Raw genomic sequence first — 14063 nt, 5'->3', positions numbered from 1 at the left:
CTCTTGGGCGATCAGTTAGACTGGGGCCGGAACAGGGAGTCTTTCGTGGGCGGCCTTTCGGGGTCCGGCAGTCCCAGCTTCTTGCGCACACCGAGATTGATTTCCCATAAGCTCTGGAATTTCTCATCCGTGGCGGCAACGGCGTCGGCCTTGCCAAGCATGATCTTCGGGCGCAGGAACACCAGGAGATTGCGCTTCACCCGGCGCTCGGATTCAGAGGAAAACAGACGGCCCAACACTGGGATGTCGCCCAGTAGGGGAACCTTGCTTTTGTTCACCTGCAAGTCATCGGTCGTCAGGCCACCCAGAACGATGGTCTCGCCATCATCCGCCAGGACAGTAGTCTTGATTTCCCGCTTGTTGGTAATAATGTCCGAGGCGGCTTCAATACTGTCACCGATACTTTCCGTGGATTGTTCCACCACCAGGCGCACCAGACCGTCGGCACTGATGGTCGGCGTGACTTTCAAGGTCAAGCCGATATCGCGACGCTCAATGGTAGTAAACGGATTGGTGGTTCCATCGCCGGTCACTGTGGACTGGCCGGTCCGGAAGGGTACGTTCTGGCCAACGATGATTTCGGATTCCTGATTATCCAGGGTAATGATACTGGGAGTGGACAGCAGATTTGCCGCCGCCGAGGTCGACAACGCCTGCAACAGGACACCCCAGGACACGCCATCCTCGTTACGCTGACCGGCGCCAATAGTGATACCGCCGGCAGCAGGTTCAATAAGCGACTCGGATAGAATCGCGCCGAGAACGTCGCCAAGGCTGTTGCCGACGTTCTCAAAGTTAGAGCCGGCTACCGGTGTAGAACCACTAGATTCGCTGCCAAGCGCAAATTGAACGCCCAGGTCCTGCCCCAGCTCATCGCTGATCTCGACAATGGCTGCCTCAATCATCACCTGAGCCCGGCGCACGTCAAGCGCCTGAACGATCATCTCGGCTTCCTGCATCATTGACGGCTCGCCACGCACGACCAGGGCATTCAGCCCTTCATCTGCGAATACCGAAAAGTTGGTGTTACGTCCACTTCCCGAACCTCCGCTGCTGCCACCTGCACCACCGGTCGATTCTTTGGCGACTTCCCCCATCACGCCCTTGAGAATTTCAGTAAGATTCTCCGCGTCGGCATGGCTCAGGCGAATGACCTTGGTCGTGCCACCTGTGGCTGAGGGCTGGTCCAGCTTCCTGATCAGCTCCCGCATCTTGTCACGGAAGGTTTCATCACCCCTAAGGATAAGCCGGTTGCTGCGTTCATCGGCCGTTACGCTGTACTTGCGAGCGGCATTATCGCCACCACCCTGGCCCAATTCCGCCGGGGCCAGTTCCTGCAGCAACTCGACCATATCACCCACCCAGGCCTCTTCAAGCTGGATCACTTCCACCTCGTATTTGGACGGGCTGTCGAGCTCTCTCACAATCTGTTCGATGCGCCGGATATTGGAAGAGTGGTCGCTGACGATCAGCGCGTTGGCAGCCGCCACACCCGCCAGGTGGCCATACTTGGCCACGAGCGGCCGCAGGATGGGCACCAGTTCAAGGGCATTGGCGTTATCGATCTGGATAACGCGGGTGATCAGCTGCTCTGAGGGTACCTCCGTAAACCGCTCCAGCGACTCAGCGGATTGCTTTGCGTCCACTTGCTGAACCACCTTGATCACTTCTTCACCGGGAATCGCGGTGAAGCCATGCACCTGCAACACAGCCAGGAACAGATCGTAAATCTCGTCCTTGTTCATGGGGGCGCTGGACAGGACGGTCACCTTACCCTTCACCCGTGGATCCACGACAAAGCTGTAGCCGGTGATATCCGCCACTTGGGTCACAAAGGCGCGAATGTCCGCGTCCTTGAGGTTCAGTCGCCAGGTTTCCGTTTCCTGCCCGTAAGCTACAGACATCAGGGGCATCAGCAGGGCCAGAATAAAGGCCCGGAATAGTTTGGATCTGTGGTTAAGCATCTGGCGTTATTGTCCTGTATCGTTAAATCCGTTCATCGCCACTGTTCAGGTATGGCATAGCTTACGGTCAGAATGGATCCGTCCCGTTCGATTTCTATTTCCAGTTGCGGCTCAGACCGCCAATTCTCAAAAAGCATCATATCTTGCTCAAGGTCGCCCAGGCGCTGCCCGTTAACAGCGGTAATCACATCTCCGGCCTGGAGATTGACGGCATTGAGCATGGCACTGGAACCATCGTACACATAACCGGAAGTGCCGCCCTCTCCTGTCGGACTCAGTCCGTATGGTGCAAGCGCCGCAACCCCCTGGGATCCAAGCTGTTCACGTGCCTCACTCAGGAATTGCTCTGGCGAGGACGCCGAACGTTCCTCCACGCCCTCAACCAGGCCCGTAGAAAGTTGTTCTTCAAACGTCAGGGTTTCGTATTGCCCATTCCTGCGAATCAGCACCCGGCCCGGCTCCACTTCCGCCAGTTCCGCGTTACCGGGTAAAACGTCCCCCACACGATAGTGCTCTGTTACGCCATTGCTTCCCGCAACTATAGCACCCGAGTCTTCCGGGCGCTCTGCTACCAGCACACCTTCAAGCCTGAGGTTAAGCCTGGTTTCCGGTGCCGACCGACGCACCACCTCCGCGACACGGGGTTGTTCCTCTGCCCTGCCAAACACCTGATGGGCTGCCAGTGGCTGTAATCGGCCGCCACCTGAAACAGTCGCTCTGCTGTCCAGGGCGGGTGCCATGGCCACCGGGCGGTCGTCCCAGGCGATGAGCCATGTTGTTTGCGCCAGTACCAGCGCAACATAAACCACGAGACCCACCAGTAACAAATTGGCCAGCAACCGGGGAAGTCGCCGACTACCAGCTACAGCCGCCATCGCCGTCACAACGCACCTCCCGGGATTAACGGCTGTTTGACCCTGAACACGACATCACTGGGGCTTGCTGAAGCCGGCCAGGGCTGGTCCGCCAGGTCGATCATGCGTTTATAAACTCGCAACTCCATCATGCCGTTCCAGCGGATCTCGGCATCGGCTGCCGGGCCACCCCCACCCTGCTCTGAAACGACCAGCGCAATACCATCGGCCGTACTGTCCATCGTCGCCCGCATGGGCGGGAAATCCGCCTGGCCAACGTTATTCCCCATGGGCCAGGTCACCTGGCCTCCTGCCCAACGACCCACACCATCTGCCTGGGTCACACGGTTGTCCTGCCAGGACAACACCAATCGATCAATGGTGACGTCGCCTTCAATAACCGCCCCACCGCTGCGTCGGATCAGGTCCTCAAATTCAACCACCGCCAGATCACCACTGGCGTTCAGGGTGCCTGCCCCTTGCCAACCGAGACTAACATTGCCACCCACGGAAGACTGTGACGACGACAGTGAAAAGTCGACAGGTAGCGATAATCCCGAAACAGATGGCGCGCCCAACTGCCACTCAAGCCTCAGAGGGTAACCGGCAACCACCACACCGGCCGCGCCCGACCAGACTCTACCAGACACCTGACTGACCTGAACTTCCGGTGGAAGAGCAACATAGGCAGACGCCTGATGCCAAAGCCATCCAGCCGGCACAAAAACCACCAGCGCCAGCAGATAAATCAGCACCCCGGCAAAGGCCAGCAGTAACATCTTGCCGGGTCTGAGAAAGGCTTTTGCAGGGGTTTCGCTCATACAGTGTCACAAAGATGAATGGCCGGTTGCCGAGTCTAGCAAAGCCATTTCGCAAGTTCATGACAAAAAAACAAAAAACCCCGCGTCGGTGTGAACCAACGCGGGGTTTTTCGGGTTTATGGGGCCATTTCTCAACAACTGAGAATTGGTCCGGGTCAGGCTGGCATTACATCATGCCGCCCATACCTCCCATTCCGCCCATACCACCCATGTCCGGCATACCGCCGCCGGCACCTTCTTCTTCCGGCTCATCCGCAATCATCGCCTCGGTGGTGATGATCAGGGAAGCCACGGAAGCGGCGGCCTGCAGCGCAGAGCGGGTCACTTTGGCGGGATCAAGGATACCCATTTCGAGCATGTCACCGAACGCTTCGGTAGACGCGTTGTAGCCGAAGGAACCTTCGCCTTCCAGAATCTTGTTCACCACAACGGAGGCTTCGCCACCGGCGTTGGTCACGATCTGGCGCAGCGGAGCTTCCATGGCACGGCGCAGGATGTTCACACCAGCCTTCTGCTCTTCGTTGATGGCATCCACCTTGTCCAGTGCCGCAATGGCACGGATCAGGGTAACACCGCCGCCTGGCACAATGCCCTCTTCAACCGCAGCGCGGGTAGAGTGCAGAGCGTCTTCAACGCGGGCCTTCTTCTCTTTCATTTCCACTTCGGAACCGGCGCCTACCTTGATGACGGCTACACCGCCAGCCAGCTTGGCCACGCGCTCCTGGAGCTTTTCCTTGTCGTAGTCGGAAGAGCTGTCTTCGATCTGCTTGCGGATCTGCTCAACGCGGGCTTCGATATCACCCTGGGCACCAGCACCGCCAATAATGGTGGTGTTTTCCTTGGTGACGTTGACACGCTTGGCAGTGCCCAGGTCATCAATGGAGGTGTTTTCCAGAGACAGGCCGACTTCTTCGGAAATAACAGTGCCGCCGGTCAGGATAGCGATGTCCTGCAGCATTTCCTTGCGACGGTCGCCGAAGCCGGGCGCCTTCACAGCATTTACTTTCACAATGCCGCGCATGTTGTTCACGACCAGAGTCGCCAGCGCTTCACCTTCGATGTCTTCGGCAATGATCTGCAAAGGCTTACCAGCCTTGGCCACAGATTCCAGAACCGGCAGAAGCTCACGAATGTTGGAGATCTTCTTGTCAACCAGCAGGATGTACGGGTCATCCAGTTCGGTGGACATGTTTTCCTGGTTGTTGATGAAGTACGGAGACAGGAAGCCACGGTCGAACTGCATACCTTCCACTACGTCCAGCTCGTCTTCCAGGCCACGACCTTCCTCAACGGTGATGACGCCTTCCTTGCCAACCTTCTCCATCGCGTCTGCGATCAGCTGACCGATAGTCTCGTCGCCGTTGGCAGAGATAGTGCCTACCTGGGCAATATTGCGGCTATCGTCGCAAGGCTTGGACAGGTCGCGGATGGCCTGGACGGCAACGGTGGTCGCCTTGTCGATGCCACGCTTGAGATCCATCGGATTCATGCCGGCGGTCACGGCCTTGATGCCTTCCCTTACGATCGCCTGCGCCAGAACGGTCGCAGTGGTGGTGCCGTCACCAGCAGTGTCGTTGGTCTGGGAAGCAACTTCCTTGACCATCTGGGCACCCATGTTCTCGAACTTGTCTTTCAGCTCGATTTCCTTGGCGACGGATACGCCGTCCTTGGTGACGGTTGGTGCGCCAAAGGACTTGTCCAGAACCACGTTACGGCCTTTCGGGCCCAAGGTTACCTTAACTGCGTCCGCCAGGATGTTGACACCCTGAACCATGCGTTTACGGGCGCTGTCACCGAATCTAACGTCTTTTGCTGCCATGTCATCTATTCCTGTTCGTTAAACCCAATTCAATCGTTCAATCGGATTGCTGCGTAACCGAGCGCTTACTCGAGAACGCCGAAAATGTCGTTTTCGCTCATGATGAGCAGGTCTTCGCCATCAACCTTTACGGTGTTACCGGCATACTGGCCAAAGACTACGGTGTCACCCACCTTTACCGCCAGCGCACGGGTTTCGCCATTGTCGAGAATACGGCCATTGCCTACGGCGATAACTTCGCCCTGGGACGGCTTCTCTTTGGCATTACCCGGCAGCACGATGCCACCAGCTGTTTTCTCTTCTTCTTCCTTACGGCGCACGACAACACGATCGTGTAGCGGACGAATTTTCATTGCTCGATATCTCCAATGTCAGGTTAGGTTTGGCAATGATGGTTGCGTTAAAAGCCGGAGCCTTTAACCAACTGTTTTACAGCGGTTATTAGCCCGCAGCGAACTTGTGAATCCTATGTGGGGGTGGCCGGTGCGTTTTCAACACTTCGCCGAAAAAATTTTTCAGTTTTTTTTCGGTCGATCATCCTCCTGATCACTACCCGCTCGGCCATCGGTGTTCCGGTTCAGGCGATCGTAGTCTCGCTCGGTTTCGTCGCGGTATTCCCCTTCAATAATGTCATCGTTCCTGTCGAAAGGACTTTGACGCCCGAACGGCCCTTCGTTACCCCCAAAGGGTCCCTGCCCCTGGAAAGGCCCTTGCTGGCCTCCGGTAAATGTGAAGCCGCCGGATTGGCCGGCCACCACCATCCGTTTCAGGGCCTGGGCAGCGAACCAGTGGCGGGTACCGGGAATCAGACAAAGGAAACCTACGGTGTCAGTGACGAACCCCGGTGTCAGTAGCAAGGCACCGCCTACGGCCAGGATCAGGCCTTCCGCCACTTCCTTGGCCGGCAACTCCCCACTATTGAGGCGCTGATTGGCCTTCAGCAGGGTTGCCAACCCTTGTTGCCGCAGCAGGGCGGCACCAATGATGGCCGTCAAGAGAACGAGGCCAATGGTGTTCAGGGCGCCAATCATGGTGCCGACTTTGATTAGAATCGTCATTTCGACGATGGGCATAACAATGAATAGAAACAGAAAAATGCCCAAATGAGCCTCCCGGAGTGAACAGTAGTCTGGTTGCTGCGACCGTAAAAACCTCTGATATACTCGCCGCTTTCGCTAATGGTTAACTTTAGGGCAAAACATGAAACTTCAAGATTCCGTGATTGCGATTACCGGTGGCGGCCAGGGACTGGGCCGAGCCATGGCTGAATACCTGGCCGCAAGAGGCGCACGCCTGGCGCTGATTGACCTGATGCCGGAGAAGCTGGAGGAAGCTGCAGCTTCCTGTAAAAAAGCTGGGGGAGACGCCAGAATCTATGTTTGCAACGTTGCCAAAGAAGAAGATGTTGAGAAGACGTTTGAGGCCATCGTGGCGGATTTTGGTCAGCTTAACGGGTTGATTAACAACGCGGGTATCCTTCGGGATGGGCTGATGGTGAAGGTTAAGGACGGCCAGGTGGAGAAGCGCATGGAGCTGTCTCAGTGGCAGTCGGTGATCGATGTAAATCTGACGGGGGTTTTCCTGTGCGGCCGCGAGGCGTCCACGCAGATGATCAAGAATGGCGATCAGGGTGCGATTATCAATATTGCTTCGATTTCCCGTGCCGGGAATATGGGCCAGAGCAATTATTCCGCTGCCAAGGCGGGGGTTTCGGCGTTGGTGCCGGTGTGGGCCAAGGAGCTTGCCCGTTATGGCATTCGGTGCATGGGGATTGCGCCTGGCTTTATCGAGACTGAGATGACGGCTTCGATGAAACCGGAGGCCCTTGAGAAGATGACCGCTGGTATTCCCTTGAAGCGTATGGGTAAGCCGGAGGAAATTGCGTCTGCGGCGGCGTTTATTTTTGAGAATGACTATATGTCGGGGCGGATGATTGAGGTTGATGGGGCGCTTCGACTTTAGCGTTTGACTTGCGTCCCTAGCCTGGAGGGATTGGGGGCTGGCTAGGGGGTGATGCCAAATTTTTCTTTGAAAAAGAACTCGCTTTGCTCAAACATCTTTTTCTGGCAGAAAAATTTGGCATCACCCCCTGCCCGACTGGACTTCTGGTGGGATCGCTACGTGACTCCAAGCTACACCACGCTAGAAGTTACGGGCGCCACTGGAATTGCTTCATCGAAATCCTGCCATCAACAACCACAACTCCCTCCTCCCGCAAACTCTGCGCCTGCACCTCAAATGCCTCACTCCCAATCGGAAACGCAATCTGCCCGTTGCTGCGGATCACGCGGTACCAGGGAATGGCGTGCCCTTCAGGCAGCTTACCCAGGGCCTTGCCAATGTAACGCGCCTGTCGGCCCAGACCAGCCATATTGGCAACCTGGCCGTAGCTGGCGACCCGGCCGACGGGGATGGCGGCGACAACTTGCCAGATTTTTTGGTCTTTGGTGGGTTCGGTCATGACGACTCGACAGCTTCGTTCCGCGGTGCCAGGGCGTCCAGGCGTTCGCCTTTGCGCATCATGTATATGGCCAGCAGTATGGCGGGAACGCCCATTATGCCGGCGACCAGGAAAAATTCCGCGTAACCGAATCCGGCCACGACGATGCCGGAGAAGCCACCGATGAATTTTCCGGGCAGTGTCATCAGGGAGCTGAACAGGGCGTATTGGGTGGCGGTGAAGGCCGCGCTGGTCATGCTGGACAGCCACGCTATCAATGCCACATTGGCGATGCCACCACTGAGATTATCGGCGCTAACCACCAGTGCCAATGTGGCGATGTTGGGCGGGTATTGCGCCAGAACGACAAACAGCAGGTTAGTGGCTGCGGTCATGATGGCGCCGGCCAGCAGGATGCGACGCACACCGTATCGAACTACGAGAACGCCGCCCACCAGCGAACCGGCGATGGTCATGAAGAAGCCGAAGATTTTGGTGACGTCGGCCACCTGGGTTTTGGAGAAGCCCATGAAGTCCAGGTAAAAAGGGTTGGCCATAACCCCCATGGCAATGTCAGAAATGCGGTACACCGCGACCATGACCAGTATCAGGATTGCCAGCTCTTTGTAGCGGCGAAAAAAATCCAGAAACGGTCCGGCGATGGCGGCATAGAACCAACCCACAAACCTGGCCAGGCGCGGGTTCAGATGGGTTCGTTTGCTGGCTTCGTGCTCGATCTTTTCGGCGATGTCCTGAGCGGCGGCAAAGTGATTGACCCCAGGCTCACGTACGATCAGTACCGTCGCCATACCCACGCCAACGAGCAGCGCCATGACTTCGTAAGACACCTGCCAGGACCAGAATTCCGCAAGATACAAGGCTCCGGCCCCGGCGACCAGCAAAGCCAGCCGGTAGCCGAAGATGTAGGTGGCCGCCAGCGCGGCCTGCAGGCGCTCTTCTGCGATTTCGATCCGGTAGGCGTCAATGGCCACATCCTGGGTGGCCGATGAAAAAGCCACCAGCAAACCGCAGAATGCCATCATCTCCGGGGCCACGGTGGCGTCCACGTGGGCCATGAGGTACAGGCCCGTTGCGATGCCCGCCTGGGCCAATAATATCCAACTCCGGCGCTTGCCCAAAAGCCTGTCGAGAAGTGGCAATTTCAATCGGTCTACCACCGGTGCCCAGAACACCTTGATGGAATAGGTTATACCCAGCCAACTGAAAAAACCGATGGTGGCCGTTTCCACCCCTACATCCGCCAACCTTGCGTTCAGCGTGGAAAACACCAGCAGAAATGGCAGGCCGGCCGAAAAACCGAGAAACAACAACGCGACAACCTGCCAGCGCGTGTAGGTGTGGAGAGTTTCCTTGAGCAGTGCCAGGGTGTTGCCGGATAAGATGGTATTGCTCCCGGTTCAGTCGCGGAAATTGTTGAACTGCAGCGGGATATCCAGTTCCGCTTCCTTCAGCAAGGCGATGGCTGTCTGCAGGTCGTCGCGTTTTTTCCCTTTCACCCGCACCTTGTCACCTTCAATGCTGGCCTGCACTTTGAGCTTGCCGTCCTTGATCATCTTGACGATCTTCTTGGCCATGTCGGTTTCGATCCCCTGCTTCAATTGCAGGTGCTGTTTGACCAGCTTGCCGGCTTTGCTCTCGCCGTCTTCAGACAGCGCCCGGGAATCGATATTGCGCTTGGCGAAGGCCATTCGCAGCATGTCCATTAACTGCTCCAACTGGAATTCCTGCTCCGCGCTGACGGTGATGCCTTTGTCGTCCAGTTCGATGTCCGCGTCCACGTTCTTGAAGTCCCAGCGATTGCCCAGCTCGCGCTTGGCCTGGTCCACGGCGTTGGTCACTTCGTGCATGTCGATTTCAGAAACAATGTCAAAAGAGGGCATGATGTGTTCTCACTTTTTACAATTATCCACGTCAGGGCACGCACAAAACGCTATACTGGTGCCCTTCTGATTGCGCAAGGTGCCAAAGCATACCAAGACCGGGCCGGCACCGCATCTGACAATGGACTGGTGAGTAGTAGATAACAATGCCGAATCTTGATCTTCCCATCCTCGTGGTAGACGATGCCAAATTCAGCAGCATGGTGGTAGGTCGAACCCTCCGTAATGCAGGGTACCGCGACGTACGAATCGCCAACAATGCCCCTGCCGCGCTTGAATTTATCGACCAGCGCCCGGTCAGTGTGTTGATTGCCGACTGGCTGATGCCGGAGATGGACGGGCTGGAACTGACCGATCAGGTTCGCCAGCAGGATGAGCAGAACAACCACTATACCTACGTGATCCTGCTCACCGCCCGGGAGAGTGTGGAGGCCCTGTCAGAAGCATTCGACCGTGGCGTCGACGACTTTATCTACAAGTCGGACATGACCAAGCAGCTGATTCCACGAATTTTCGCGGCCGACCGCATGGCGGACCGCCAGAACACCCTTTTGCGCGCCAATTCCCTGTTGATTGAGAACAACCGCGAACTGGAAAGCAGCAACATCATTGATCTTGAAACAGGTCTCTGCAATAACCGCTATGCCCGGAACAAGCTGGGCAAATGTCTGCGGCAGGCAGAGTCCCGTGGCGGCGCCTCTGCCTATGTGCTGTGTGGCATCCGTAACTGGCAGGAACTCAAGCGCAAGCATGCGCCCTCGGTGATGAGTGAGCTGGCCGTTGGCATCGCCCGACGCCTAAGCAACCTGATCCGGCCCATGGATTCCCTGTGCCGCGTGGGCGACAACCAGTACGCAATCATTGCCCACTTCCCAAACAGCGACCATTGCTCCACAACAGCCTTTCGCCGCGTATTTGACGGCATCAACCATAAAGCCCTGAAGACCACTGCCGGTTATATTTCCGTTGAAGCGGGGATAGTGCTTTGCAGTGCGGATGCCCAAAACGGCACCCCCTCGGTCCAGGAGATGGAGCGTGCGGCGGTTCAGGGCTTGGTGGATGCGTATGAGACCCGGCGGTTTACCGAGACGAGACCGGAGCTGGAGAAAACCTGACGTGGAGTGTCGGATTACGCTACGTAACACTGCGACACACATCACAAACAGACTTCCATGAGCGAAAGCCCTATTCTGCAATTGTGGATTTAAGCAGTATCCCCCATGGCGGAGGAGCCGAGTAGTACCTCCGCCGCCAAATGGGGAAAGTCCACAGAAGTAACGAATTTTTCAGGCACTTTCGTTCTTTCCTTGTTTTTAAGCCAGCTTCTTAGCTGGCTTTTTTCTTTTCAGCTTCCGTTATACTGATGGCAACAATAACCCCAAGACGTTGCCGTAACCATGAAGACCCTCGGAACCGCCTCCGTAGCAGCCCTCAGACAATACGTTCGCGCCGCTGATGCCCGTAACATCGACACCTCTGCGTTGTTCCGCAAAGCAGGACTTGAGCCATCCGTTCTCCAAACCGACGACGGACGTATAAACGGTGAACAGTGAAAGTTCAAAGCAGAAACGGGGAAGACCCCGGGAGAGTTCCGTCAATTAAACGCGCTATAACTCGAGGCCAGAACGGCCAAGGCCGGTACAGGTTCCCAGAAACGTGGAGCGCCAAGGATGGCGCGACCGAGCCCTACATGGATGTATTCACGGGCGTTTTCTGGGAACCTGTACCGGCCTTGGTCAGGCACAGATTCAGACCTTAAAGCTTGCGGCCCTTGCCAGCCGCAATCCTCAACCGAAGCGCATTCAGCTTGATAAAGCCTTCAGCATCCTTCTGATCGTAGGCGCCCTGGTCTTCCTCGAAGGTCGCAATTTTCTCATCGAACAGCGAATCGTCAGACTTACGGCCAACCACATCCACGTTGCCCTTGTAGAGCTTCAGGCGCACGGTACCGTTTACATAAGTCTGGGTCTGGTCGATCAGCGCCTGCAGCGCTTCCCGCTCAGGGGACCACCAGTAACCGTTGTAAATCACCTCCGCATAACGCGGCATGATGCTGTCTTTCAGGTGCGCCACTTCGCGGTCCAGGGTGATGGACTCAATCGCACGGTGGGCGCGCAGCATGATGGTGCCGCCCGGAGTTTCGTAACAACCGCGGGATTTCATCCCCACATAACGGTTCTCAACAATGTCCAGACGACCAATCCCGTTCTCGCCGGCGACCTTATTCAGGTGTTCAAGCACCTCGTGAGGCTTCATGGCCTGGCCATCAATCGCCACGATATCGCCTTTCTCATAGGTCACTTCGATATAGGAAGGCGTGTCGGGCGCTGCTTCCGGAGACACACTCCAGCGCCACATATCTTCCTCGGCTTCCGCCCAGGGGTCCTCCAGGTTGATGCCTTCATAAGAGATATGCAGCAAGTTGGCATCCATGGAGTACGGGCTCTTGCCCTTCTTCTTCTCCACCGGAATATTGCGCTCGTCGCAATAGGCCAGCAGCTTCTCACGGGAATTCAGATCCCACTCCCGCCAGGGAGCAATCACCTTCACACCCGGCTTCAGCGCGTAAGCGCCCAGCTCGAAACGGACCTGATCATTGCCCTTGCCGGTAGCACCGTGGGAAATAGCGTCCGCACCGGTTTCGTTGGCAATCTCAATCAAACGACGGGAGATCAGCGGACGCGCGATAGAGGTACCCAGCAGGTACTCCCCTTCGTAGATGGTGTTGGCGCGGAACATCGGGAACACGTAGTCACGAACGAATTCCTCGCGCAGGTCCTCAATGTAGATTTCCTTCACGCCCAGCGCTTTCGCTTTCTCACGCGCCGGCTCAACTTCCTCGCCCTGGCCGATGTCGGCGGTGAACGTCACCACCTCACACTCATAGGTATCCTGCAACCAGCGAACGATTACCGAGGTATCCAGGCCACCGGAATACGCCAGAACCACCTTTTTAATATCAGACATGCCCTTGCTCCAGACTGAACAGAATGGATGTATCAAAAATAAGGAGCGTATTGTACGGGACAGCGGGGGGAATGGCTATTGGGTGGGGCGGGCAAGGTCGTTCTGCGAAGCGCTGCGCTCTCCGACTCCGCCATAGAAAATTCTGTTGAGCTCCCCGCTCGCGTTCATTGTCGCAATGGCGGCCTTAAACTTAACGGCCACGTCCGGCAAGCTTGAAACCCGGGACATATAGAGCGCACCCACTTGTTCGGGAACATGCACCGAGTACCTCAACATACTCGGGCTCAGACCCTCCGCTGACAGGGTTTGCCGGAGGTTGTGTTCGCTGGCCAGTATGGCAGAAATTCTTCCCATCGAAAGCAGCTCAACCGCCTGGCGGATCGCGTTCACCGGCACTTTTGCAACTTCCGTGTCTCGCTCAAACGCATCGCCAAGATACGTGCCCCGAATATAGGCCACTTTCATGCCTTTCAAATCCGCAAGCGTAAGTGGGTAGGCCGTATCCGCCATCGCGGCCAGCAATATATTGACACGGATGATTGTGGCTACATTGATAGCTTCGTTGTCCAGATCGGGACTCTGAAACAGGATGGTGAAATTCGCATGCCCTGAGCGAAGCTCAACAATCGCACGGCGCAGAGGCCTTAGCTGGGGTGAGATTGGCACCCCGGAGATTTCGGAAAGCCGGTGGGCGACTTCAACGAGACCGCCTCTGAACTTGCCATCATCGTCTTCATAGGCCCAGGGCCAAACATCCGGTATGGAAAAGATAACCGCTTCGCCAGGCGACAGAGAGTGCTCACTCTCAGCCGCAGATGCTGCTGACAAGGGCATCAATGACACAGCAATCAGCAACCATCCGATGATTCTCAATAGAAGATCTCGTGTTCACACCGCCGTTTGCTGCAGAGAGGTCGCTTCTTCGCGGATACCGTCCCAGCCGTCTTTAATCGAACGCAGTAGGTCTGCTACTTCATCAAGCTTGGCTACGTCGTTTTGGGCGTTGGCCTCAAATAACCTGCGCTCCATGTAATCATAGAGTGATTCGAGGCGCACCGCCAGATCACCGCCTTTCTCGAGATCCAGAAAGCCGCGCAGGCCGCCGATGATTTCAATGGCTTTTGAGATCAGCTTGCCTTTGCCTTCTATGTCTCTAGCCTGCATCCGGGCCTTGGCCATATTAATGCGCTCCAGAGCTCCGTTATAGAGCAGTTGGATCAGCTTGTGCGGGTCTGCATCGGTGATACTGGTTTGGGTGTTTACGCGTTGGTATGCCTGTAAACCGTTCATAATCAAC

General features: G+C 56.5%; 15 protein-coding genes. 3 read left to right on the top strand and 12 right to left on the bottom strand.

What is annotated here, in order from left to right; all coding sequences use genetic code 11:
* Positions 1–11: 11 nt before the first annotated feature.
* From gspD to R1T46_RS10760, 6 genes are all read right to left on the bottom strand, one after another.
* Positions 12–1964, bottom strand: a complete 1953-nt coding sequence (gspD, locus tag R1T46_RS10785) for a type II secretion system secretin GspD (RefSeq protein WP_317305306.1) — start codon at positions 1962–1964, stop codon at positions 12–14.
* A 32-nt stretch (positions 1965–1996) separates the two neighbouring features.
* The gene (locus tag R1T46_RS10780; RefSeq protein WP_317308298.1) at positions 1997–2839 is read right to left on the bottom strand and encodes a type II secretion system protein N; all 843 of its coding nucleotides are present in this window, start codon (positions 2837–2839) and stop codon (positions 1997–1999) included.
* Positions 2840–2844: 5 nt separating this feature from the next.
* Positions 2845–3639 (bottom strand): type II secretion system protein N, encoded by a 795-nt coding sequence (gene gspN / locus R1T46_RS10775; protein WP_317305305.1) that lies wholly within the window; start codon positions 3637–3639, stop codon positions 2845–2847.
* Between the two features lie 166 nt (positions 3640–3805).
* Positions 3806–5458: a chaperonin GroEL gene (gene groL / locus R1T46_RS10770; protein WP_292047545.1), complete on the bottom strand. Its 1653-nt coding sequence runs from the start codon at positions 5456–5458 to the stop codon at positions 3806–3808.
* A 65-nt stretch (positions 5459–5523) separates the two neighbouring features.
* Entirely contained in the window at positions 5524–5811 is a 288-nt protein-coding gene (gene groES, locus R1T46_RS10765) for a co-chaperone GroES (protein WP_007155569.1), read from the bottom strand.
* A 162-nt stretch (positions 5812–5973) separates the two neighbouring features.
* Positions 5974–6561, bottom strand: a complete 588-nt coding sequence (locus R1T46_RS10760) for an FxsA family protein (RefSeq protein ID WP_317305304.1) — start codon at positions 6559–6561, stop codon at positions 5974–5976.
* 97 nt (positions 6562–6658) lie between these two features.
* On the opposite strand from R1T46_RS10760, the gene R1T46_RS10755 reads away from it, so the two are divergent.
* Entirely contained in the window at positions 6659–7420 is a 762-nt protein-coding gene (locus R1T46_RS10755) for an SDR family oxidoreductase (RefSeq protein WP_317305303.1), read from the top strand.
* 187 nt (positions 7421–7607) lie between these two features.
* On the opposite strand, the gene R1T46_RS10750 is transcribed toward R1T46_RS10755, so the two are convergent.
* Genes R1T46_RS10750 through R1T46_RS10740 form a run of 3 tightly spaced genes read right to left on the bottom strand, consistent with a single transcriptional unit; the run spans position 7608 to position 9799 of the window.
* Positions 7608–7919: an MGMT family protein gene (locus tag R1T46_RS10750; RefSeq protein WP_317305302.1), complete on the bottom strand. Its 312-nt coding sequence runs from the start codon at positions 7917–7919 to the stop codon at positions 7608–7610.
* A complete protein-coding gene (locus R1T46_RS10745; RefSeq protein ID WP_410797523.1) occupies positions 7916–9277 on the bottom strand; it encodes an AmpG family muropeptide MFS transporter in 1362 nt (453 codons plus the stop codon). Before R1T46_RS10745 ends, R1T46_RS10750 begins: the two co-directional genes overlap by 4 nt.
* Before the next feature lie 39 nt (positions 9278–9316).
* On the bottom strand, positions 9317–9799 hold the full coding sequence (locus R1T46_RS10740) for a YajQ family cyclic di-GMP-binding protein (protein ID WP_269400033.1): 483 nt from the start codon (positions 9797–9799) through the stop codon (positions 9317–9319).
* Positions 9800–9945: 146 nt separating this feature from the next.
* On the opposite strand from R1T46_RS10740, the gene R1T46_RS10735 reads away from it, so the two are divergent.
* Positions 9946–10914 (top strand): response regulator, encoded by a 969-nt coding sequence (locus R1T46_RS10735; protein ID WP_317305301.1) that lies wholly within the window; start codon positions 9946–9948, stop codon positions 10912–10914.
* Between the two features lie 282 nt (positions 10915–11196).
* On the top strand, positions 11197–11352 hold the full coding sequence (locus R1T46_RS10730; RefSeq protein WP_317305300.1) for a hypothetical protein: 156 nt from the start codon (positions 11197–11199) through the stop codon (positions 11350–11352).
* 202 nt (positions 11353–11554) lie between these two features.
* Here the strand turns inward: R1T46_RS10730 and R1T46_RS10725 are convergent, their stop codons facing one another.
* From R1T46_RS10725 to fliS, 3 genes are all read right to left on the bottom strand, one after another.
* Positions 11555–12766, bottom strand: coding sequence for an argininosuccinate synthase (locus tag R1T46_RS10725; RefSeq protein WP_036210071.1), 1212 nt, complete (start codon positions 12764–12766; stop codon positions 11555–11557).
* A 75-nt stretch (positions 12767–12841) separates the two neighbouring features.
* Positions 12842–13639 (bottom strand): transporter substrate-binding domain-containing protein, encoded by a 798-nt coding sequence (locus tag R1T46_RS10720; RefSeq protein WP_317305298.1) that lies wholly within the window; start codon positions 13637–13639, stop codon positions 12842–12844.
* A gap of 15 nt (positions 13640–13654) precedes the next feature.
* Positions 13655–14056: a flagellar export chaperone FliS gene (gene fliS / locus R1T46_RS10715; protein WP_317305297.1), complete on the bottom strand. Its 402-nt coding sequence runs from the start codon at positions 14054–14056 to the stop codon at positions 13655–13657.
* Positions 14057–14063: the final 7 nt, after the last annotated feature.

The sequence above is a fragment of the Marinobacter salarius genome, assembly GCF_032922745.1.
Lineage (GTDB): Bacteria > Pseudomonadota > Gammaproteobacteria > Pseudomonadales > Oleiphilaceae > Marinobacter.
Note: the sequence above shows the minus strand (reverse complement) of the source record. Positions and strands in the feature narration are given on the sequence as shown.